The organism is Paraclostridium benzoelyticum (genome assembly GCF_001006285.1).
Classification (GTDB): Bacteria; Bacillota; Clostridia; order Peptostreptococcales; family Peptostreptococcaceae; genus Paraclostridium; species Paraclostridium benzoelyticum.
In genome coordinates, this window is record NZ_LBBT01000165.1 from 1 (window position 1) to 22,382 (window position 22,382).

The 22,382-nt window shown below is 28.9% G+C and carries 23 protein-coding genes; 20 read left to right on the top strand and 3 right to left on the bottom strand.

Annotated features, from left to right (window positions below):
* The 6 genes from VN21_RS07535 to VN21_RS07560 all read left to right on the top strand — a co-directional run.
* On the top strand, window positions 1-869 hold an 869-nt coding region (locus VN21_RS07535), incomplete at its 5' end, for a sensor histidine kinase (RefSeq protein ID WP_152650784.1).
* Window positions 870-881: 12 nt separating this feature from the next.
* Window positions 882-1,607, top strand: a complete 726-nt coding sequence (locus tag VN21_RS07540; RefSeq protein ID WP_021428081.1) for a LytR/AlgR family response regulator transcription factor — start codon at window positions 882-884, stop codon at window positions 1,605-1,607.
* A gap of 395 nt (window positions 1,608-2,002) precedes the next feature.
* Window positions 2,003-2,719: an orotidine-5'-phosphate decarboxylase gene (pyrF, locus tag VN21_RS07545; RefSeq protein WP_046822740.1), complete on the top strand. Its 717-nt coding sequence runs from the start codon at window positions 2,003-2,005 to the stop codon at window positions 2,717-2,719.
* Between the two features lie 13 nt (window positions 2,720-2,732).
* Window positions 2,733-3,779: a glutamine-hydrolyzing carbamoyl-phosphate synthase small subunit gene (carA, locus tag VN21_RS07550; protein ID WP_046822716.1), complete on the top strand. Its 1,047-nt coding sequence runs from the start codon at window positions 2,733-2,735 to the stop codon at window positions 3,777-3,779.
* Between the two features lie 39 nt (window positions 3,780-3,818).
* A complete protein-coding gene (gene carB / locus VN21_RS07555) occupies window positions 3,819-7,025 on the top strand; it encodes a carbamoyl-phosphate synthase large subunit (RefSeq protein WP_046822717.1) in 3,207 nt (1,068 codons plus the stop codon).
* Between the two features lie 172 nt (window positions 7,026-7,197).
* Entirely contained in the window at window positions 7,198-8,394 is a 1,197-nt protein-coding gene (locus VN21_RS07560; RefSeq protein WP_046822718.1) for a phospholipase C, read from the top strand.
* A gap of 43 nt (window positions 8,395-8,437) precedes the next feature.
* Here VN21_RS07560 and VN21_RS07565 read toward each other — a convergent pair whose 3' ends face one another.
* Complete coding sequence (locus tag VN21_RS07565; RefSeq protein WP_046822719.1) at window positions 8,438-8,950, bottom strand: ferritin; 513 nt, start codon at window positions 8,948-8,950, stop codon at window positions 8,438-8,440.
* Between the two features lie 166 nt (window positions 8,951-9,116).
* On the opposite strand from VN21_RS07565, the gene VN21_RS07570 reads away from it, so the two are divergent.
* Genes VN21_RS07570 through VN21_RS18845 form a run of 5 tightly spaced genes read left to right on the top strand, consistent with a single transcriptional unit; the run spans window position 9,117 to window position 12,100 of the window.
* The gene (locus VN21_RS07570; protein WP_021428001.1) at window positions 9,117-9,989 is read left to right on the top strand and encodes a class I SAM-dependent methyltransferase; all 873 of its coding nucleotides are present in this window, start codon (window positions 9,117-9,119) and stop codon (window positions 9,987-9,989) included.
* Window positions 9,989-10,660 (top strand): RluA family pseudouridine synthase, encoded by a 672-nt coding sequence (locus tag VN21_RS07575; protein WP_025161791.1) that lies wholly within the window; start codon window positions 9,989-9,991, stop codon window positions 10,658-10,660. The genes VN21_RS07570 and VN21_RS07575 overlap by 1 nt, the downstream gene beginning before the upstream one ends.
* A 2-nt stretch (window positions 10,661-10,662) precedes the next feature.
* On the top strand, window positions 10,663-11,367 hold the full coding sequence (locus VN21_RS07580; protein ID WP_046822720.1) for a peptide arginase family protein: 705 nt from the start codon (window positions 10,663-10,665) through the stop codon (window positions 11,365-11,367).
* 55 nt (window positions 11,368-11,422) lie between these two features.
* Window positions 11,423-11,929, top strand: a complete 507-nt coding sequence (locus VN21_RS07585) for an SEC-C metal-binding domain-containing protein (protein ID WP_021428058.1) — start codon at window positions 11,423-11,425, stop codon at window positions 11,927-11,929.
* Between the two features lie 9 nt (window positions 11,930-11,938).
* Complete coding sequence (locus VN21_RS18845; protein ID WP_021428093.1) at window positions 11,939-12,100, top strand: hypothetical protein; 162 nt, start codon at window positions 11,939-11,941, stop codon at window positions 12,098-12,100.
* A 24-nt stretch (window positions 12,101-12,124) separates the two neighbouring features.
* Here the strand turns inward: VN21_RS18845 and VN21_RS07590 are convergent, their stop codons facing one another.
* Both VN21_RS07590 and VN21_RS07595 read right to left on the bottom strand, forming a co-directional pair.
* Window positions 12,125-13,042 (bottom strand): pseudouridine-5'-phosphate glycosidase, encoded by a 918-nt coding sequence (locus VN21_RS07590; protein ID WP_046822721.1) that lies wholly within the window; start codon window positions 13,040-13,042, stop codon window positions 12,125-12,127.
* Between the two features lies 1 nt (window position 13,043).
* On the bottom strand, window positions 13,044-14,132 hold the full coding sequence (locus tag VN21_RS07595) for a PfkB family carbohydrate kinase (protein ID WP_046822722.1): 1,089 nt from the start codon (window positions 14,130-14,132) through the stop codon (window positions 13,044-13,046).
* 219 nt (window positions 14,133-14,351) lie between these two features.
* Here VN21_RS07595 and yabG point away from each other — a divergent pair, with 219 nt between their 5' ends.
* The 9 genes from yabG (at window position 14,352) to murI (ending at window position 22,354) form a co-directional block, all read left to right on the top strand.
* On the top strand, window positions 14,352-15,254 hold the full coding sequence (gene yabG, locus VN21_RS07600; RefSeq protein WP_046822723.1) for a sporulation peptidase YabG: 903 nt from the start codon (window positions 14,352-14,354) through the stop codon (window positions 15,252-15,254).
* 165 nt (window positions 15,255-15,419) lie between these two features.
* On the top strand, window positions 15,420-15,686 hold the full coding sequence (locus VN21_RS07605; protein ID WP_021428036.1) for a Veg family protein: 267 nt from the start codon (window positions 15,420-15,422) through the stop codon (window positions 15,684-15,686).
* Window positions 15,687-15,780: 94 nt separating this feature from the next.
* Window positions 15,781-17,331 (top strand): DUF3794 and LysM peptidoglycan-binding domain-containing protein, encoded by a 1,551-nt coding sequence (locus VN21_RS07610; RefSeq protein ID WP_046822724.1) that lies wholly within the window; start codon window positions 15,781-15,783, stop codon window positions 17,329-17,331.
* 114 nt (window positions 17,332-17,445) lie between these two features.
* Complete coding sequence (gene ispE, locus VN21_RS07615; protein ID WP_046822725.1) at window positions 17,446-18,327, top strand: 4-(cytidine 5'-diphospho)-2-C-methyl-D-erythritol kinase; 882 nt, start codon at window positions 17,446-17,448, stop codon at window positions 18,325-18,327.
* Window positions 18,320-19,003, top strand: coding sequence for a GntR family transcriptional regulator (locus VN21_RS07620; protein ID WP_046822726.1), 684 nt, complete (start codon window positions 18,320-18,322; stop codon window positions 19,001-19,003). The genes ispE and VN21_RS07620 overlap by 8 nt, the downstream gene beginning before the upstream one ends.
* A gap of 109 nt (window positions 19,004-19,112) precedes the next feature.
* Window positions 19,113-19,775, top strand: coding sequence for a stage II sporulation protein R (gene spoIIR / locus VN21_RS07625; protein WP_046822727.1), 663 nt, complete (start codon window positions 19,113-19,115; stop codon window positions 19,773-19,775).
* Between the two features lie 28 nt (window positions 19,776-19,803).
* Window positions 19,804-20,331, top strand: a complete 528-nt coding sequence (locus VN21_RS07630; RefSeq protein ID WP_046822728.1) for a cell wall hydrolase — start codon at window positions 19,804-19,806, stop codon at window positions 20,329-20,331.
* A gap of 128 nt (window positions 20,332-20,459) precedes the next feature.
* Window positions 20,460-21,527, top strand: coding sequence for a D-alanine--D-alanine ligase (locus tag VN21_RS07635; protein WP_046822729.1), 1,068 nt, complete (start codon window positions 20,460-20,462; stop codon window positions 21,525-21,527).
* A gap of 17 nt (window positions 21,528-21,544) precedes the next feature.
* Entirely contained in the window at window positions 21,545-22,354 is an 810-nt protein-coding gene (gene murI / locus VN21_RS07640) for a glutamate racemase (RefSeq protein ID WP_046822730.1), read from the top strand.
* Window positions 22,355-22,382: the final 28 nt, after the last annotated feature.

The window sequence follows — 22,382 nt, forward strand, 5'->3', positions numbered from 1 at the left end:
TTATAAATAATATAGAAGAATTTAGTATATTAGATAGATTTAAACTTCAAGTATTAATTATATTAACGAGTATATTATCTATTTGCATATACTTTGAAACAAATAGCCAAACGAATGTAGTTTGTGCACTGGGATTAGAAATGGACAGAAATGGAGTATTGCCATTTATGTATTTTATAACTTTTTTATGTACTATATTTCTTATTATGTTAATAAATAATCAAAAAAGGATTAAAGAAATAGATGAGTATAATAAAAAGTTAGAATATGCAACTAATGAAATGAAAAAATTTAGGCATGATTATAAAAATATAATGTTATCTATGTGTGGACATATAGAATCTAATGATTTAGATGGGTTGAAAAAGTTTTTTTATTCGCATATTGAATGCTTAAGTAAGGAATTAGATTTATTTAATTTAACGTGGTCATCAATAGGTAATATAGAGTGTATAGAAGTTAAAGGGGTAGTAGCTTCTAAGTTAATACAAGCTGAAAAAAACAAAATAAAAACAAACTTACATATTCCACATGTCATATCAGAAGTTAATTTTAATATATTGGATTTATGTAGGATATTAGGGATCCTTTTAGATAATAGTATAGAGGCTTGTTTGGAGTCTCAAAACCCATCTCTGAATATTTTAATTTTAGAAAAAACAAATCTTACATCTATAATTATTTCAAATACATATAAGCAAAAGGTTGAAGATATATCGTTATTATTTGAAAAAGGATTTTCATCAAAGGGAGAAGAAAGAGGAATGGGTTTAAGCAATCTAAAAGATATATTAAAAAATTATGATAATGCATTTTTTAATATAAAAATTGAAGATGAGTTTATTCAACAGTTAGATATATATAAATAAGGAGGAGTTAGGATGAGGATATTTATATGTGAGGATGATAAAGAGCAAAGGCGTAAGCTAGAAGAGTCTATATTATCTATTTTAGAAATTGAAGATATAGGTGGAGAAATAACATTATCTACTGATTCGTCACAAGAAATTTTAAGTCATATATCAGAGTTTAAGGATAGAGGAATATATTTCTTAGATATTAATATTGGTGGAGATGTGAATGGAATTCAGCTAGCTAAACAAATAAATGAAATAGATACAAAAGCTATTATAGTTATAATTACATCACATAAAGATATGAGTCATCTTACTTTTAAATATCATATAGGGGCTATAGATTATATAGTTAAAGAAAATTTTGAAGAAGTAAGTAAAAGAGTCAAGGAATGTATATTAGTTGCAAATGAAAAGATAAAGAATGAATTAGAAGAAGATTGTTTTTTTATTGATAAAGTAGATAAAATAGAAAAAGTTAAATATGATGATATTTTATATTTTGAAACGTGTAAAAAAAGATTTATAGCTCTTAGAACAGAAAATAGTTATATAGAATTTAGTGGTACTTTAAAAGAGCTAGAATCTCAGTTAGATAATAGATTTATCAGATGTCATAAATCTTATATAATAAATAAATTAAAAGTTAAAAGTATAGATAAAAAACAGAGAATTATCACTATGGAAGGTGGTAATAAATGCTACGTATCTTTATTACTGTTGAAAAAAACTATAGATAGTATTTTAGTTTAGCTTACTATGTAAAGGTTTTAAAAATAGTTGACATGACTATAAATAAATGTAATAATTATAAAAAAGAGAAAGCTTTAAATTATCCCGAGAGGATATTAAGCGAGTTTGATAAAAATGAAAATAAAACTTCCTTGAAAGTAGTCCAGAGAGGCTAGTAAGGTTATATATGAAGATATGTTTAATTTGTGTACATATAACCTCTAACTGGATTAGTTAGAGGTTTTTTTATTTATAATGTAAAAATCAAATAATAAAGTCTTTTAAACTAGTCCAGAGAGGCTGGGAAAGATATCATCATAACAAAAAATCGTTATGAAATATTGAATCCTTACACCTCTATAGGTGTAAGGATTTTTATGATATTAGGGGCTTTATATAAAAAAGGAGAGAGTAAAATGATAAATGGAAAAGACAAGCTGATTGTAGCTATAGATACTAACGACTTTGATAAAGCTAAGGAATTAATAGATAAGCTAGAAAATAGTGTTGATATATTTAAGGTTGGGTTAGAACAATATGTAGCAACAAGAGGGAAAACTGTAGATTATTTAAAAGAAAAAGGTAAAAAAATATTTTTAGATTTAAAGTTTCATGATATTCCAAATACAATGCAAAGTGCAGTAAGAGCAGCAGTAAGAGATAATGTTTGGTTAATGACAATCCATGTTTCTGATATGGAAGGTATGAGACAGTGTGCATTAGCTGCAAAAGAAGAAGCGGAAAAATTAGGAATAGAAAAACCAATAATAGTAGGAGTTACAGTATTAACTTCTTTAAGCGATAGAGATTTACAAGATATAGGATGCAATATGACAACTCAAGAATTAGCAATAAAAAGAGCTAAACTAGCTAAAGAAGCTGGTATAGATGGAATAGTTTGTTCTGCTCAAGAGGTTGATAGAATAGTAGACTCTTGTGGAAGTGAGTTTGTTACAGTATGTCCAGGAATAAGACCTAAGACCGCTGATGATGGAGATCAAAAAAGAGTTGTTACACCAAAAGATGCTATAAATAAAGGAGCTCACTATTTAGTTGTTGGGAGACCTATAACTAAGGCAGAAAATCCAAGTGAAGCTGCTGAAAAAATAATAAATGAAATAGAAAATGCTTAAAGGGAGGTAAGTTATGAAAGCTAGATTAATATTAGAAGATGGAACTATATTTGAAGGCAAAGCTTTTGGATATTTAAAGGATAGTGTAGGAGAGGTAGTCTTTAACACTTCAATGACAGGATATGGAGAAGTTTTAACAGACCCATCATACTATGGTCAAATAGTAACAATGACTTACCCGCTAATAGGAAACTATGGAATAAATTTAGAGGATGTAGAATCATCAGGAGTTCATGTGAAGGGGTTTATAGTAAGAGAAAAGTCAGATAATCCAAATAACTTTAGATGTGAAATGGATATAGACACTTATTTGAAACAAAATAAAATTATAGGACTTGAAGGAATAGATACAAGAGCATTAACTAAGATTTTAAGAAATAATGGAACTATGAGAGGAATAATAACTTTAGAAAACTTTACATTAGAAGATGTTGTTTCTAAAATAGGAAAATTCTCAAATACAGAAGCTGTTAAAACAGTTACTAGAAAAGAGAAAGAATATATAGAAGGAAATGGACCTAAAGTAGCAGTTATGGACTTTGGGGTTAAACAGAATATACTAAGATCATTTAAAGCAAGAGGATGCGATTTAGTTGTATTCCCAGCAACAACAAGTGCTGATGAAATACTTAAGGAAAATCCCGATTTAATATTCTTATCTAATGGACCTGGAGATCCAGAAGATTTAGAAGATGTTATAAAAAATATAAAAGAATTAATAGGTAAAAAACCTATAGCAGGTATATGCTTAGGACATCAATTACTAGCTTTAACACTTGGAGGTCAAACAGGAAAACTTAAGTTTGGACATAGAGGTGGAAATCATCCAGTTAAAGATTTAGAAGACCAGAAAGTATATATAACATCTCAAAATCATGGATATTATGTATCTAGAATGCCAGAAAACATGGAAGTAACACATATAAATTTAAATGATAATACTGTTGAAGGTATGAGACATAAAGAATTACCAATATACAGTGTTCAGTACCACCCAGAGGCTTGTCCAGGGCCAAAAGACAATGATTATATATTTGATAAGTTTTTAGCACTAATATAAGCGATTGTTTAAATTAACTTAGATAAGGAGAAATAAATTATGCCTAAAATAGATAATATAAAAAAGACATTAGTACTAGGTTCAGGACCGATAATAATAGGACAAGCAGCTGAGTTTGACTATTCAGGAACACAAGCTTGCCAAGCTTTAAAAGAAGAGGGAATAGAAGTTGTTTTAATAAATAGTAACCCAGCTACAATAATGACTGATGAAGAAGTAGCGGATAAGATATACATAGAACCATTAACAATAGAATTTATAGAAAAAATAATAGAAAAAGAAAGACCAGATAGTATATTAGCAGGAATGGGAGGTCAAACAGGACTTAACTTAGCTGTTGAACTTCATGATGCAGGAATACTTGATAAATATAATGTAAGAGTTTTAGGAACTTCTATAGATTCTATAAAAAAAGGTGAAGACAGAGATTTATTTAGAGAAGTAATGAAAGAAATAAATCAACCAGTAGTTATTAGTGATATAGTAACTAACTTAGATGATGGGTTATCATTTGCAGAAAAAATAGGATATCCGGTAGTAGTAAGACCTGCATACACTCTAGGTGGAACTGGAGGAGGTATAGCTGATAACGAGGAAGAGCTAACAGAAATACTTTCACAAGGATTACAGTTAAGTCCAGTAAGCCAAGTACTACTTGAAAAAAGTATAAAAGGTTGGAAAGAAATAGAGTATGAAGTAATGAGAGACTCTAATGGTAACTGTATAACAGTATGTAATATGGAAAATATAGATCCAGTTGGAGTTCATACAGGAGACAGTATAGTAGTAGCACCGAGCCAAACTTTAAGTGATAAAGAATATCAAATGCTTAGAAAAGCATCAATAGATATAATAAATGCTATAGAAGTTCAAGGGGGATGTAATGTTCAAATAGCTTTAAATCCTCACAGTTTAGAGTATGCAATAATAGAAATAAACCCAAGAGTAAGTAGATCTTCTGCACTTGCATCAAAGGCTACAGGATATCCAATAGCTAAGGTTGCGGCTAAAATTGCATTAGGATATACATTAGATGAAATACAAAATGCTGTTACTAAAAAGACTTATGCATGTTTTGAACCTACATTAGATTATGTAGTTGTAAAAATACCTAAATGGCCATTTGATAAATTTAAACAAGCTAACAGAAAGTTAGGAACAAAGATGATGGCTACAGGAGAAATAATGAGTATAGGAAGTAATTTTGAAGCGGCTATACTTAAAGGAATCAGATCTCTTGAAATAGGAAAATACTCATTAGTTCATAAGGTATCTGAAGACAGAAGCATAGAAGAACTAAAAGCAAGAGTAGTAGTTCCTGATGATGAAAGACTATTCGATTTAGCTGAAATGATAAGAAGAGGCTATAAGATAGAAATGATAGAACAAATCACTGGGGTTGATAAGTGGTTTATAAATAAATTTAAGTGGATAGTAGAACAAGAAGAAAAGTTAAGAGGAATGCATATTGAAGATTTAAATAAAGAATATTTGCTAGAGTTAAAGAAAAAAGGATTCTCAGATAAAGGAATAGCTGATTTAATGAAAATAAGTCCAGCTAAAGTTTATGAGTTAAGAAGTTTATACAATATAAACCCATCATATAAAATGGTTGATACTTGTGGAGGAGAATTCGATGCTTTATCTCCATATTACTACTCAACTTACGAACAATACGATGAGGTAGTAGTAAGTGATAAGAAGAAAGTAATAGTTTTAGGGTCTGGGCCAATAAGAATAGGTCAAGGTATAGAGTTTGATTATTGCTCAGTTCACTGTGTAAAATCTTTAAGAGCACAAGGAATAGAAACTATAATAGTAAATAACAATCCAGAAACAGTAAGTACAGACTTCGATACTTCTGATAAATTATACTTTGAACCACTAACAGAAGAAGAAGTTTTAAATATAATAGAAAAAGAAAATCCAGATGGAGTTATACTTCAATTTGGAGGGCAAACAGCTATAAAATTAGCTAAATTCCTAGATGAAAAGAAAATAAAAATATTAGGAACTAGTTGCAAGGATATAGATGCAGCTGAAGATAGAGAGAAGTTTGATGAGTTATTAGAAAAACTAGATATAAATAGACCAAAAGGAAAAGCTATATGGTCAGTTAACGAAGGTATCGAAGAAGCTAAAAAGTTAGGATATCCAGTACTTGTTAGACCTTCATATGTTCTAGGTGGTCAAGGAATGGAAATAACTTATGATGAAAACAAGTTAGCTCAATATTTAAAAGATGCATTTTTAAGAGATACTAAAAATCCTGTGCTTATAGATAAATACTTAACTGGTAGAGAAATAGAAGTAGATGCTATATGTGATGGAGAAGAAATATTAATACCGGGTATAATGGAACATTTAGAGAGAGCTGGAGTTCACTCTGGAGATAGTATAACAATGTATCCAAGTCAAAACATAAGTGACGAAATAAAAGCAAAAATATTAGATTATACGAAAAAAATTGCTTTAGAGTTAAACGTATTAGGAATGGTTAATATCCAGTTTATAGAGTTCCATGGAGAACTGTATATAATAGAAGTTAACCCAAGAGCAAGTAGAACAGTTCCGTATATAAGTAAGGTTAGTAAGGTGCCTATAGTGGATTTAGCTACGAAATGTATGTTAGGAGCTAAGTTAAAAGATTTAGGATATGGAACAGGAGTTTATAAAGAGCCTAAGTTAATATCTGTAAAAGTTCCAGTATTTTCAATGTCAAAACTTGCCAAGGTAGATGTAAGCTTAGGGCCTGAAATGAAATCTACAGGAGAAGTTTTAGGAGTAGGAGAAACTTTAGAAGAAGCTTTATACAAAGGATTCTTAGGTGCTGGTAAAAAGATGTCTAATAAAAGAGGTGTTGTTTTAGCAACTATAAATAATTATGATAAAGATGAGTTTATAGAAATAGCTAAAGACATGAATGAGTTAGGATATACATTTGTAGCAACAGAAGGAACGGCTGAATCTTTAAGAGAAAATGGAATAGAAGCTACAATAGTAAATAGAGTAGAAGAAGCTAGACCTAACATATTAGATGTTATAAGAAACAAGCAAGTTGATATAGTAATAAATACACCTACTAAAGGAAATGACTCAACTAGAGATGGGTTCAAGATAAGAAGAACAGCTACGGAGTTTTCAACAGAAGTAATGACTTCGTTGGATACATTAAAAGCTTTAGTAGAAGTTAAGAAAAAAGAAATAAATAGAGATGGATTAGCAGTTTACAATATAGCAGACTAAGAGATTATGGAGTTGTTTTTAGATAATTAAAACAACTCCATATTTTTTTAAAATTCTAATTTTACTCCCTTATATCGATATTTTAGTCCAAAAACATTGTTAAAAAAATAAAAAATGATAATATTTGACATAAAAGAGATGTAACACAAGAGGATATTAGGGAGGTCAATACATGAAAGCTTTAAAAAAAGTATCGAATATACTGTGCGTATTAGGGTTATGTACTCTTATGGGTGGGACTTCTTATGCATGGGATGGTAAAAAAGATGGAACAGGAACACATTCATTAATAGCAGAACATGGGTTAAGTATGCTGAATAATGATTTAAGTGGAAATGAATCTCAGAAAATTAAGGATAATATTAAAATTTTAAATGAACACTTAGGTGATTTAAAGTTAGGGTCTACATATCCAGATTACGATCCTAATGCATATGATCTATATCAAGATCATTTCTATGATCCTGACACTGGAAACAACTTTACTATAGATAATAGTTGGTATGCATCATATCCTATATATGATACTGCAGAAACTCAAGTTAGAAAATTTACAGCTTTGGCTAAAGATGAATGGGAAAAGGGAAATTTTAAAGAAGCTACATTCCTTTTAGGACAGGGATTACATTATCTAGGAGATTTAAATACTCCATACCATGCTTCTAATGTAACTGCAGTGGATAGTCCTGGACATGTTAAATATGAAACTTTTGTAGAAGAAAGAAAAGATAATTATGCTTTAAATACTTCAGGAAATGATACTACATCAGGAGTATATAAAGAAGCTATGGAAAATCCAAGTTTTAATAAATGGATGACACAAAACTCTAAAAAATATGCTAAGATAGCTAAAGACTTATATTATAGTCATTCAACTATGAGTCATAGTTGGGATGATTGGGATTATTCTGGAAGAGAAGCTATAAAAAATTCTCAAGTATGTACTGCTGGATTTTTATATAGATTCATGAATGAAGTATCTAATGTAAATACAGGAGATAATGATTCATTAACTAATGAATTTAATATAGTATTAAAGACTGCAGATAATAAATACGCAGGAACTGATGATAATGTATATTTCGGATTTGAAACAAATGAAGGTAAGAAATTTGAATGGAAATTAGATAATGCAGGGAATGACTTTGAAAGAAATCAAGTAGACAACTATATATTAAAAACAAAAGATGGAGAAGAAGTAGATATAAATAATATACCTAACTATTGGATAAGAAAAGAAAAATTAACATCTATAAGTGATGATTGGGAGTTAAGTAACTTAAAATTAATCGCAAATGGAAAAGTAATACAACAACAAGATGTAAATAAAGTATTTACAGGTAACGAAACTTACTATATAAATAAATAATAAAAAAAGCTGTTTAATAAATTTATTAAACAGCTTTTTTATTTTAAGCATTTGGAGCTATTGGTACATAAGTTCTTTGAGCTAACTCTTGGTCAATCATTAAAAGACCAGCAGGATCATTTTTTAGTAATCTTAACTTTCTAACTATTTTTTCCATGCTTTCTTCTTCTTCAGATTGCTCATCTATAAACCATCTTAAGAAAGAAGATGTTGTGTGATCTTTTTCAGATATTGCTAAATCAGTTAACTCATGAATTGAATTAGTTATAAGTTTTTCGTGGTTTAAAGCTAATTCAAATACTTCTAAAGGACTTTCAAAGTCAGCTTTAGGTTGTTCAATAGCTTGTAAAATTATTTTTCCACCAGCTCTACTTATGTAATTGAATAACTTATAAGCATGATCTCTTTCTTCTTTAGCCTGTACATTAAAGAAATTTGCAAAACCATCTAAATTGTTATCCATGAAGTATGCCTCCATAGACATATAAAAATATTCAGAGAAGAACTCCATTTGAAGCTGATTGTTTAATGCATCTAAAATTTTTTGACTTGCCATAAAAAACCCCTCCTAAGTAAACATTTAAAATTTTAATACAATACTATTATACAATAGTATTGCCAAATTTTAAGAATAAGTATATAAACTCTTTAAAATACTCAAAATATCAAGTAATAATATGATATAATACATAAATTGAGATTAATTTTTTAGGAGGAAATCAATGTTATTATTAGCTGATAAATGGAAAGATTATGAACTTATAGATATGGGTAACGGAGAAAAATTAGAGCGTTGGGGAAATGTTGTTTTAAGAAGACCAGATCCTCAAGTTATGTGGCCAATTGCGGAAGAAAAAGGATTATGGAAAAACCCACATGGACATTACCACAGAAGTAGTAGAGGTGGAGGTCAATGGGAACATAAAAAGAAATATCCAGAAAAGTGGACAATAAGTTATAAAAACCTTAAATTCAATATAAGTCCAACTGGGTTTAAGCATACAGGATTATTCCCAGAGCAAGCTGCTAACTGGGATTGGTCAATGGATATGATAAAAAATGCTGGTAGACCTATAAAAGTTTTAAATTTATTTGCATATACAGGTGGAGCAACTGTTGCTTGTGCAGCTGCTGGAGCGGAAGTATGTCATGTTGATGCATCTAAAGGTATGGTAACTTGGGCAAAGGAAAATTTACAAACTTCTGGATTAGGAGATAGAAAAGTAAGATTTATAGTAGATGATGTTGTTAAGTTTGTAGAAAGAGAAATTAGAAGAGGAAATAAATACGATGCTATAATAATGGATCCACCTTCATATGGAAGAGGTCCTAAAGGTGAAGTATGGCAAATAGAAGAAAAATTATATGGATTAGTTGAACTATGTACAAAAGTTTTATCGGATAAGCCTTTATTCTTCTTAATAAACTCATACACAACAGGATTATCTCCAATTATACTTGAGCATATATTAGATGCAACAGTTGCTAAGCATGCTAAAGGTGGAAATATATATGGTGGAGAAATAGGATTACCTACATCAAAAGATGGAAAAGTTCTTCCTTGCGGTATATTTGGAAGATGGGAGTCTAAATAATGGTAAAAGTATTATATGAAGATAATCATTTATTAGTTGTAGAAAAGCCTGTAAATATATTATCGCAAGGTGATGATACTAATGATAAAGATATGGTTAATCTTTTGAAGCAATATGTAAAAGTTAAATACAATAAACCTGGAAATGTGTTTATAGGACTTGTACATAGGCTAGATAGACCTGTAGGTGGAGCGATGGTGTTTGCAAAGACATCTAAAGCTGCATCTAGACTATCTGAACAAGTCAGAAATAAAACATTCAAAAAGACATACAGGGCTGTATTAAATGGGAGTATGAAAAAAGATGCAGATACTTTAAAAGATTTTCTTTATAAAAATAAGAAGACTAATATGGTCAGTGTAGTTAATAAAGATCATAAAGATGCTAAAAATGCAGAATTAAGTTATACTACGTTAGGCAAAAAAGATAAATTTAGCTTAGTTGAAGTTGATTTAAAAACTGGAAGATCTCATCAAATAAGAGTTCAATTCTCAAGCAGAAGACATCCTCTATTTGGAGATCAAAGATATGGTCAAAATATAAATAAAGTTGGAGATCAAATAGCATTATGGTCTTATAAAATTGAAATAGATCATCCGACTACTAAGGAAAAAATGGAATTTATCTGTGAACCACCTAATGAATATCCTTGGAATTTATTTGAGGTTTAAATATGGAAAAGTACAATGGATTTTATATAGAGAAACCTGTTGGGAATAATATATTTTCTTATGATGAAAGAAAAAATAAAAAAATATTTGTTCCTAAGTTGATAGAAGGAAATTTGGATTCTGTAAAGGTTGGAGAAAAAATAGTATTTAGTGAAATTGATTTTGATAAAGAAATAAATGCTATCGGATTAGAAAATATGGTTAAGTTTAACTATAAAGATAAAGATATCTATATTTTTGATAATCACAATCACTCCTTTTACTTTTGGATTAAAAGTTTAAAAAAAGGTATGTTTAATAAAGGATGTAAATTAGTTCACATAGATCAACATAAAGACATGAGAGAGCCCGAAGATTATAACGTTGATATAAATAATATGGATGATGTATTTAGGTACACAAACTATGTTTTAAATGTAGGAAACTTTATAAAACCTGCATTACATCACGATATATTTTCAGAAGTTGTAATAATAGATAGCACTTATGGATTTGACTTAGATGTTGATGGTGAAATAGTATTAGATATAGATTTAGATATATTTTCTAAAGATATGGAATATATATCCTATGATTTAAGAGTAAATAAGATAAAAGAATATATAGATAGAGCTAAGGTTATAACTATTGCAAGTAGCCCGTTTTTTATAGAACAGGACTATGCTATAAAAGTATTAAAAGAATTATTCAATTATGATATAATATAAGAGTTAGATATTTATAATTAAGCATGAGTTATTCATGAACTAGGAGGAAATTAAAATGAGTTTATATACTACATGGAGATCATTAAGTGAAAACCACAATAGCCAAGAAGAAGAAATAAAGTTCTGGGAAGAGTACTTAAAGAAAGAAACAGAAATATACAATGAAATATTAAACAATAAAAAAGATGTTATAGAAGGAAAAGTTAGCGATTTAGCAGCTGCTCACAATACATCTGTTGAATACATGATGGGATTCATAGACGGAATAAGTGAAAGTTTAAAAGAAGAATTTTCAGAAGAAAAATTAGAAACTATAGAAGCTGATACAGAAATAAAATTAGAAATAGACTGGGAAAAGTTATACTACAATATGGTAGCAGTAGAAGCTCACTGGTTATATAACTTAGAAGGATGGAATGGAATATTATCAGAAGATAAGAAAAAAGAATTACAAAAAGCTTTTAAAGCTACAAAAACAGTAGTTAAAGATGACAAGATAGGAAGAAATGAGCCTTGTCCATGCGGAAGCGGTAAAAAATTCAAAAAATGTTGTGGAAAATAAGGAGATAAAATGTTTTTACTAAAATTCATTGATGAAGATGATAATCTATCTACAAAAGAATTTACATCATTAAATTCTTTAAAGGATTACGTTAAGGATAACGACATCGATAAGACGTGGCATCAAGTGGAAGAAGTAAAAAAAGTAATTCCTAATTTAAAAGAAGAATAAAAAAAGGAGCTAACGCTCCTTTTTTTATTTTAACTCTGATAAGTCTTTAGCTATTTGAGCTGCGACCTTAGCGTTATTATAAACTAGTTCTATATTAGCATCTAAGCTCTTTCCTTCTGTGATAGTTTTTACTCTATCTAATAAGAATGGTGTTACCTTCTTACCAGCTATATTTTTTTCCTCAGCTTCTTTTAAAGCTGATTCAATAGCGTTGTTTATAGTATCGTAATCCATTTCAAATTCTTTAGGTATTGGATTACCTATTACCATACCACCTTTTAGATTTAAATCCCACTTAGCTTTTAATGCTGAAGCTACTTCTAAAGAAGATTCAACTTTATAATCAACTCCAAATCCACTTTTTCTAGTGTAGAATGCAGGGAATTCTTCAGTTTCGAAACCTACAACTGGAACCCCATTAGTTTCAAGATATTCTAGAGTAAGACCTATATCTAGTATAGATTTAGCACCTGCACAAATTACTGCAACATTTGTATTTGCTAATTCTTGTAAATCAGCAGATATATCAAATGTTTCTTGAGCTCCCCTATGTACACCACCTATACCTCCTGTAGCAAATACTTTAACTCCAGCTAAGTTAGCCAATATCATTGTAGTAGCAACTGTAGTAGCTCCATTTAGTTTTTTAGATATGATAAAAGGTAAATCTCTTCTACTAGCTTTAACAATATCTTTGTTAGTTCCTAGGAATTCAATTTCTTCAGTTGTAAGACCTACTTTTAAAACTCCATTTATGATAGCTATAGTAGCAGGAATAGCTCCATTTTCTCTAATTATTCTACTAACTGTCTTAGCCATCTCTATATTTTTAGGATAAGGCATACCATGAGAAATTATAGTTGATTCTAAGGCTACAACTGGAAGACCTTCTGCTAAAGCTTTTTTTACCTCTGGATGTACATTTAAGTATTTTTCTAACATTTTAGATCATCTCCTTTAAAATTTTTTCAACACTATCAACAGACATACTTGGATTAATAGTATTTTTATGCATTAATGTAAGTATAGAAGCAGCTGTTGCGAATTCAGCTGTGTCTTTTAAATTGAAATTATGCAGGTATCCATAGACTAGTGCAGATAAAAATGCATCTCCGGCACCTGTAGCACTAACTGTATCAACCTTAACGCCTGGAATTAATAAATGATTTTCCTCATTAGCGCAGAATACACCATCTTTACCTAATGTTATAAAAACATTTTTAACACCTTTTCCTAGGAAGTATTTTGCACATTCATATAAATCTTCTTCGTTGTTTATCTCTATCCCTGATAGTATCTCAGCTTCTAGCTTATTAGGTTTTATAGTATTAAATCTTCCTATAATATCTTTTATTTTCATACTTTTTTGAGTAGAAACTGTGTCTATAAAGATAGGTATATCTGTGTAAGTTTTACTTATATAATCAACAACATCGAAAGATAAGTTCGTATCCAATACAATAGCTAATGAATCCTTTATAGCTGAATGCTTTGAAATAATATAGTCAACATCGATTTTATTAATTATATCCATATGAGATATAGCTAGTTGCATATCTTGATCATTGTTTAAAATTGATAAATACATAGATGTTGGAAATGAATCTGATATATAACAATCGGATGCATCTATATTTAGTTTCTTACATTCTGTTAATATACGACTTCCATAAATATCATTGCCAATAGCAGATATAAGTTTTGTATTTACTCCAAGTTTAGAAATGTTTTCGCAAATATTTCGACCAACACCTCCTAAAGAAATATCAATCTTTCCAGGATTTGAATCAAACATTGTAAGGGTATTACTTGGAGAACCCTGGATATCGACGTTAGCTCCGCCTATAACTGTCACAAACTTGCTTGCGCTTATGATATAACCTTTTCCTTTAATATAACCTTTTTTCATCAAATTTGTTATGTGTACAGCAACAGAAGATCTCGTTATATTGAGCATGTCAGCTAATGTTTGCTGTGAAACCATAGGATCATTCTTTAAAATATTTAAAATTTCTTTTTCTCTATCAGTCATTAGTATCACCATATCTAAATATTTGCTTATATAAATAAGCATTTGTTAAGAATATAATATCATTTAAATAAATTAATTTCAATGATAAATATCAGATATTGTAAATTATTTAAATTCAACTTAGTAATATAAAACAAATTAAAGGTACATAGTAACAATATTTGTCGACGGTCATATTATAAAGTAAGAACACAAATTTTATAGGAGGACAACTATATTATGAAGATAGGAGACATCGTTGTAAGAAAGTCTTATGAGAGAGATATTATATTCAGAATAATAGGATTTGAAATAGATGAAAATAATCAAAAGATAGCTATTTTAAAAGGGGTTGCCTTTAGAATAATTGCAGATTCAGGAATAGATGACTTAGAAAAAGTAAATTTTTATGATATGAAAGATACATTAATAGACAAAGATGTTGAAAATATTTTGCATAAAAGTATAAAAAAAACTAGAGAGAGAAATAGAAGACTAAATAGAGCTATGCAAAAGTCCTCGAATAATAATAAGCAAGCTCAAGGTCAAAGTCAAAATCAAGTTCAAAATTCATATGGAATGCCAGGGAAAGTACTTCATATAGATGGAGATCCTGAATATTTAAAAATTTGTTTAGATGTTTATACTAAATTGGGAATTCCGGCAGTGGGTAAAGCGATACCTGAAAGTCTTCAATATAAAGAAGTTAGAAGTTTGTTAGAACAACATAATCCATCCATATTAGTTATAACAGGACACGATGCTATAGTTAATAGTAAAGGAAACATTAAAGACATTAAAAATTATAGAAATACAGCTAATTTTATAAAAACAGTAAAAGAAGCTAGAAAATATGATCCATCACTAGATAGTTTAGTTATATTTGCTGGAGCATGCCAATCTAATTATGAAGAAATAATAAAATCAGGAGCTAATTTTGCAAGTTCTCCAAGTCGTGTAATGATACATGCGCTAGATCCTTTATTGGTGGTAGAAAAAATTGCTTGCTCTAGAATAGATAAGGTTGTTCCTTTAGATGAAATATTAAACCATACAGTTACAGGAATTAAAGGTGTAGGAGGTATAGAAACCAGAGGGAAGTTTAGATTAACCATGCCGCTAGCTATATATAATAATTATTGATTTAGTGTATAAAAAAATATATAGATTATAATCCAAATTCATAAAAAAAAACAGTATTGACTTTTTATCAAAAAATATATAAAATATTTAGTTTAGGTTTGACAAAAAAGTTTGATTGTGGTAATATTACAATGACAAACATATAATGTTAAAGAAGGTGATGTAATGGCCACTGTTCAAACTTTGAATAAAATAAGACAGACTTTAGAGAAGCACCTAGGAAGAAAAATTTTATTAAAAGCTAATAAAGGAAGAAAACAAATAGTTACTAAAAAAGGTGTACTGGAAAAAGTATATCCTAGTATATTTGTTGTTAAGCTAGATGATGAGGATAATGGATATTCTAGAGTATCATATAGCTATTCAGACCTATTAACTGATAACGTTAAATTGAAAGTAATTAAAGAACCAAATAAATTAAATGTAAGTTAAAAAATTATACCTATTAAAAATAGGTGTAATTTTTTTTTTACTTCCTAAATATAAATATAGTGTGATAGTTATATTTAATTTAGGAGGGTAACATATGAATCTTATAAAAGATATTTTACAAGTTGACAACAGAATTGATTTTGGAAGGTTTCAAACTTTTATAGAAACAGAAGCTGTTGTATCAGATAAAAAGGACGACGTATATGAAATAATAAAAACAGAGGGGTACATAGCTTTAAAGAAACAAGAAATATTAGATGGGAAAATAATATTTAGAGGGAATTTTAATTATAATGTGATTTATCTAACTGAAGATAAAAATACTGTATCAAATGTAGAGGGAAGAATAGAAATAAATGAAGTGGTAGAAAAGGATAATATAGTAGCTGATATGGAAAATATGCTTTTCTATGATGTAGAACATATAGATTGTACAGTTATAAATGAAAGAAAGATAAGAGTAGGAGCACTTTTGAATATAAGAGGTAGCTTATTTGAAAAAAATACTATAGATATAGTAAAAGATGTTTCTCAAATAGAAAATGTACAAAAACACAGAAAAGAAGTTCAGTTTGAAGATATAATTGGAATAGAAAAATCTGAAAGTGTAGTTAGAGATACTATAAATATAAGTACTGAAGATATAGATAATATAGTTTCTATAGGGCCTAGAATGAAATTAAAAGAAACTAGGGTATCTGACAATAAAGTTATAGTTGGTGGGGTTTTAGAATTGAATCCAGTAGCTTATACTTATGAAGGTGAATTAGTAGAGTTAGATAGAGTCGGGTTAGATTTTACTCAATTTATAGAAGTTCCAGGTGCATGTGAAGGTATGAAAGAAGAAGCTATGGTAGAAATAGTTGACTTAAATTATATATTTAAAAGAAATGAAGAAACAAATACAGGAGCTTTAGAAGTAGATTGTACAGCAAGAGCTAAAGTTAAAGTATCAGAAGATGTTACAAGAGAGGTATTGCAAGACGCATATTCACCTGATAGAACTCTTAAGTTTGAAAGTAGAAATGTTGAACTTAATAAGGTTGTAAGTAGTGGAAGCGAATTTTTTAATATAAGAGATACTATAAAAAATAATAGTGATGATATACAAATAAAAGATATTGTAAGTGTAGACTCAAATATAATAGTTGAAAATTCATCATTTGAAGGTGGAAAGAGTATAGTAGAAGGTGTAGTTTTAGTTGATGTTTTATATACTCCTGTAGAAGGCCTAAGACCAGTATATAGATTAACAGAAGAAATACCATTTACTCATGATGTTGAGGTTGGAAATGTAAAAGATACTGCTAACGCATTTAATCATGTAAACATAGACAGAGTAGAATTTGATTTAAATAGAGATCAAATAGATGTAACTGTGAAAGTTAGAAGATATTGTGAAGTTTTAGATAAGAAAAAAGATAGCTTTATTATTAAGGGAGAAGATCAAGGACCTGTAGATTTATCTCAAAGACCTAGTATAACGATATATGTGGCTAAAGAAGGGGATAAATTATGGAATATAGCTAAGAAATATAACACAACAATAGATGATATTGCTGAGATAAATGAAATAAAAACAGATGATCAATTAGACGTAGGGCAATGTTTAATAATAGAGAAAAAAACTCCAATAGAAGTATAAAATTATGTACAAAATAAGATAATAGGGAATTATAGTTCCCTATTATTTTATTTTTTGTAGTATAATGTATACTATAAATATTTATGGTCGTTATAGCACAATAAGGAGGAAAGCATGAACTCTATAGATTTAAAGAGCAGAGCTAAGGTTAATTTATCAATAGATGTGCTTGGAAAAAGAGAAGATGGTTATCACCTTGTAGAGATGATAATGCAAACAATAGATCTATATGATAAGTTGAAAATAACTGAAATAGAAGAAAACTCAATATTAATAAAAAGTAATAGTTTAGATATACCTTTAAATGAAGATAATATTATGTATAAAGCTGTAAATTTATTAAAAAATCAGTTTAATATAGAAAAGGGAATAGAAATTTCTATAGAAAAAAATATACCTGTAGCAGCAGGAATGGCAGGAGGAAGCTCTAATGCAGCTGCAGTTTTAGTAGGTTTAAATAAATTATGGAACTTGGGGTTAAGTGAAAATGAATTAAGGGATATTGGGTTGAAGTTAGGCGCTGATGTTCCGTTTTGTATAACAGGAGGAAGTGCATTAGCAGAAGGTATAGGGGAAGAATTAACTAATATAAAAGGTTTACCTGAAAATTTAAATATTTTGGTATGTAAACCTAATATATTTGTATCAACAAAGGAAGTTTACCAATCTTTGAATATGGACAAAGTTAAAAGAAGACCTCAAAATAAAGAACTTATAGATGCTTTACAAAAAGAAGATGTTAAATTTATTTCTGAGAATATGGTGAATGTATTAGAAGAAGTTACTTCTTTGAACTATTCAGAAATAGGACAAATAGAAGATATAATGATCAAAAATAAAGCATTAGGATCTATGATGAGTGGAAGTGGCCCTACAGTTTTTGGGTTATTTGACAATAAAGATTGTGCAATTAAAGCTAAAGAAGATTTACAGGCTAAGTACAATCAAGTTTATCTAGTTAAAAGCAGCAATAAAGGAGTTGAAATTTATGGATAGCTTAACAAAATTAAATTTAGACAATTATAAACCGTTAAGAGATGTAGTTTTTGAAAACTTAAGAGAAGCTATTTTAGAGGGGCAATTAAAACCAGGACAAAGGCTTATGGAGGTTCAACTAGCTGAACAATTAGGGGTAAGTAGAACTCCTATAAGAGAGGCTATTAGAAAACTAGAACTAGAAGGGCTTGTAGTTATGTTACCAAGGAAAGGTGCATATGTAGCTAATATGTCATTAAAGGATATAATAGATGTATTAGAGATAAGATCGAGCTTAGAAGGTTTAGCTGCATATTTAGCGGCAGAGAGAATACATGAAGAAGATGCTAAAAAATTACAAGATATAGCAGAAGATTTTAAACGTAGCATCGAAAGAAAAGATGAAATTGATATACTGTTAAAAAAAGATGTTGAGTTTCATGAATGTATATTCAACGCGACTAAAAACAAAAAGTTAAGTCAAATAATAAATTCACTTTGGGAACAAGTTCATAGGTTCAGAGCAACATATATATCTGATTTTGACACATCAGACAATTTAGTAGAAGAGCATGATAGAATTTTAAAAGCTATAATATCTGGTAATAATGAAGATGCTAAAAAATATGCTATAGAGCATATCGAAAAAGCTGAACAATTTATAATAGAGAGAGCCATGAATAATAAAAATATATAAAGAGATAGACTGTTTAAATTAACAGTCTATTTTTTTTAAAACTCTAAGAATAAAAAAAAAATATCGGGAGATAATCAAGATATTAAAATATATTAGGGGGATATATATTATGAAGAGGATAAAGTTAAGAATATTAGGATTGAGTGTTTTATTAATAGCTATGATTATAATGAGTACTATATATATTTTTGGGGAAGTAACTAAAGTTGAAAGAGTTTCAAGTAATTATAAAGATAAATTAATAAGATTTCATGTTTTAGCAAATAGTGATAGTGACGAAGACCAAGCTTTAAAATTGAAAGTAAGAGATGAAGTTATCAAGTATTTACAACCAATGTTAAAGAAATCTAATAGTATAGAAGAAAGTGAAAAGATAATTTTATCTCAGAAAAAAAACTTAGAAAAAATATCTAAAAATATTATTGAGGAAAATGGGTATACTTATGAAGTGAAGGTTAATTTGGAATATACTAATTTTCCTGCAAAACAATATTCAAATATAGTTTTACCAGCAGGAGAGTATAAAGCTTTAAGAATAATTATAGGTGAAGGACAAGGTAGAAATTGGTGGTGCGTTATGTTTCCTCCCCTATGCTTTGTTGATGAAAATAATGGTGTTATAGACAAGGAGACAGATGAAAAGTTAAAAAAGGTATTAACAGATGAAGAATATAAGTTGATATCAGGAGAAAATATTGAAAAAGCATCTAATAAAAAAATCAAATTTAAAATATTAGAAATAATAGAGGATTTAAAGTCTAACAAGAAATAATATATTTTAAAGGAGTGGATTTTACGACATGAAGTATCACACCAAATTCTTTTTAGCGATGTTTACTCTGCTAATTTTAACACTTAATAGTAATAGTGTATTTGCTGATAGCGATACACAAAATAGCTATAGAATTGAAAGTAATAAGTTTGTTAGCAATAATAAAGAAAATAAATCAGAAGCAAAAGAAGTTATAAGCATTACAAATGATGAATTGTATCTATTATCTAAATTGGTATCTAGTGAAGCTCGAGGAGAAGAATATGAAGGACAAGTTGCTGTAGCTGCAGTTGTAATAAATAGAGTTTTAGATTCTAGGTTTCCAGGAAATATAAAAGATGTTATTTATCAAAGAAATGCATTTTCAGTAGTAGATAATGGTGAGATTTATAAGGAACCAACAGATAGTGCATATAAGGCAGCTAGGGAAGCTTTGTATGGAAATGATCCTACGAGTGGAGCAATATATTTTTGGAATCCTAAAATTTCAACATGTAACTGGATTAAAAAACTAGATCCATATAAAAGAATAGGAAATCATGTATTTGCAAAATAGATAAATATTAAAAATAAAGGAGTAACTACTCCTTTATTTTTTTTGTTAAATGAACTATAATAATCACTTAGATAATAAAAACGCATATAATTATAAAAATACAAATTAAATTAGAAGGGTGAAATAAGATGAGAAAATTAAGTGTAGCATTAATTTTCGGTGGAAAATCCGGTGAACATGATGTTTCAAGAATTTCAGCTTCATCTATATTTAAGAATATAAATAAAGAAAAATATGATATACACACAATAGGAATAACTAAAGACGGGAAATGGATGTATTACAGTGGTTCTGCAGAAAATATTGAAAATGGAAAATGGGAAGGATTAGCGGATAAAACTGTTAAAATTAATTTGATACCTAATGGAAATTCTAAAGTAGGTATAGAATTTAATGATGGAGGCTTTAAACAGATCGATGTTTTATTTCCTGTACTTCATGGACCTTATGGAGAAGATGGAAAGATACAAGGGCTATTTGACATAAGTAATATCCCGTATGTTGGATGTGGGGTTTTAGCGTCTAGTGTAGGTATGGATAAACTTATATGTAAGAAAGTATTTACTCAAATTGGATTACCTCAAGTAAATTATACTTATACAACGAAATGGGAATTTGATATAAGTAAGAATGATGAGCTTGATAGAATAGAGCAAACTTTAAATTATCCTATATTTGTTAAGCCAGCTAATATGGGTTCTAGTGTAGGGATATCAAAGGTATCTAATAGAAATGAGCTTTTAATTGGAATAAATGAAGCTTTAAAGTATGATAGAAGAATAGTATTAGAACAAGGTATAGATGCAAGAGAAATTGAAGTTGCTGTTTTAGGAAATGATGAAGTTAAATCATCAATAGCTGGAGAAATAATACCTGCAAAAGATTTTTATGATTATGAAGATAAATATATAAATGGAGTATCCAAGCTAGAAATACCTGCTAACATTAATGCAGAAACTATGATAAAAATAAGACAAATGGCTATAGATGCTTTTAAAGCTATAGATGGTAAAGGTCTTTCTAGAGTAGATTTTTTTATTGATAAAAAAGATGGAGAAATTTATATAAATGAAATAAATACTTTACCGGGATTTACGAATATAAGTATGTATCCAAAACTTTGGGATGCAACGGGAATACAATACACTGACCTTATAGACAATTTAATAAAATTAGCTATAGAGGATAGACAATAGAAGAAGGTGCATGTTAAATGAATAATAATTCAATTGGAGTTTTTGATTCGGGATTAGGAGGGCTTACAGTTTTAAAAGAAATAACTAGTATACTTCCTAGTGAAAATATAGTATATTTTGGAGATACAGCTAGAGTTCCTTATGGATCAAGATCTAAAGAAACAGTTATTAAATACACTTTTCAAGCTATTAATTTTTTAATATCTAAAGGTGTTAAGGCGATAGTAATAGCTTGTAATACAGCAACTGCTAGAAGCTTAGAACTAGCACAAGCAAAGTATGATATACCTATAATAGGTGTTATAGAAGCTGGAGCTAGAACTGCTGCTTATACTACTAAAAATAAAGTTGTAGGAGTTATAGGGACAGAAGGGACTATAAATTCAAAAGCTTATGAGGGCGAAATTCATAAGTTGGATGATCGAATAACAATAATTGGAAAGGCTTGTCCATTATTTGTTCCTATAGTTGAAGAAGGCTGGGCAAATACGGAAGTAGCAGAGTTAACAGCTAAAAAATATTTAGAAGAGTTACAGGCTTCAAATATAGATTCATTAGTTTTAGGGTGTACTCATTATCCACTTTTAAAGAAAACTATAAATAAAGTATTAGAGGGTAAAATATCTTTAGTAAATCCTGCTAGAGAAACAGCTAAAGATTTAAAAGATGTTTTAACTAAAAACAATCTGTTAAATACTAATGCAGATAAAGGTGGATACTATAAATATTACGTATCTGATATACCTGAAAGGTTTGCATCTATAGGTAAAGAGTTTCTTAATCGAGAAATAACGGATATAGAACAAGTTGAAATTCAAAAATACTAGTGAAAATATAAACTTTAGGTAAAACTCA

Coding starts and splice junctions, on each gene's coding strand:
- VN21_RS07595 (WP_046822722.1), bottom strand. CDS start 14,132: ATGACTGATAGAGAAAAAGAAATTTTAAATATTTTAAAGAATGATCCT.
- VN21_RS07575 (WP_025161791.1), top strand. CDS start 9,989: ATGGTAAAAGTATTATATGAAGATAATCATTTATTAGTTGTAGAAAAG.
- VN21_RS07630 (WP_046822728.1), top strand. CDS start 19,804: ATGAAGTATCACACCAAATTCTTTTTAGCGATGTTTACTCTGCTAATT.
- spoIIR (WP_046822727.1), top strand. CDS start 19,113: ATGAAGAGGATAAAGTTAAGAATATTAGGATTGAGTGTTTTATTAATA.
- VN21_RS07610 (WP_046822724.1), top strand. CDS start 15,781: ATGAATCTTATAAAAGATATTTTACAAGTTGACAACAGAATTGATTTT.
- VN21_RS07570 (WP_021428001.1), top strand. CDS start 9,117: ATGTTATTATTAGCTGATAAATGGAAAGATTATGAACTTATAGATATG.
- VN21_RS07585 (WP_021428058.1), top strand. CDS start 11,423: ATGAGTTTATATACTACATGGAGATCATTAAGTGAAAACCACAATAGC.
- pyrF (WP_046822740.1), top strand. CDS start 2,003: ATGATAAATGGAAAAGACAAGCTGATTGTAGCTATAGATACTAACGAC.
- carB (WP_046822717.1), top strand. CDS start 3,819: ATGCCTAAAATAGATAATATAAAAAAGACATTAGTACTAGGTTCAGGA.
- yabG (WP_046822723.1), top strand. CDS start 14,352: ATGAAGATAGGAGACATCGTTGTAAGAAAGTCTTATGAGAGAGATATT.
- VN21_RS07580 (WP_046822720.1), top strand. CDS start 10,663: ATGGAAAAGTACAATGGATTTTATATAGAGAAACCTGTTGGGAATAAT.
- VN21_RS07540 (WP_021428081.1), top strand. CDS start 882: ATGAGGATATTTATATGTGAGGATGATAAAGAGCAAAGGCGTAAGCTA.
- VN21_RS18845 (WP_021428093.1), top strand. CDS start 11,939: ATGTTTTTACTAAAATTCATTGATGAAGATGATAATCTATCTACAAAA.
- VN21_RS07620 (WP_046822726.1), top strand. CDS start 18,320: ATGGATAGCTTAACAAAATTAAATTTAGACAATTATAAACCGTTAAGA.
- carA (WP_046822716.1), top strand. CDS start 2,733: ATGAAAGCTAGATTAATATTAGAAGATGGAACTATATTTGAAGGCAAA.
- ispE (WP_046822725.1), top strand. CDS start 17,446: ATGAACTCTATAGATTTAAAGAGCAGAGCTAAGGTTAATTTATCAATA.
- VN21_RS07590 (WP_046822721.1), bottom strand. CDS start 13,042: ATGTTAGAAAAATACTTAAATGTACATCCAGAGGTAAAAAAAGCTTTA.
- VN21_RS07560 (WP_046822718.1), top strand. CDS start 7,198: ATGAAAGCTTTAAAAAAAGTATCGAATATACTGTGCGTATTAGGGTTA.
- murI (WP_046822730.1), top strand. CDS start 21,545: ATGAATAATAATTCAATTGGAGTTTTTGATTCGGGATTAGGAGGGCTT.
- VN21_RS07565 (WP_046822719.1), bottom strand. CDS start 8,950: ATGGCAAGTCAAAAAATTTTAGATGCATTAAACAATCAGCTTCAAATG.
- VN21_RS07635 (WP_046822729.1), top strand. CDS start 20,460: ATGAGAAAATTAAGTGTAGCATTAATTTTCGGTGGAAAATCCGGTGAA.
- VN21_RS07605 (WP_021428036.1), top strand. CDS start 15,420: ATGGCCACTGTTCAAACTTTGAATAAAATAAGACAGACTTTAGAGAAG.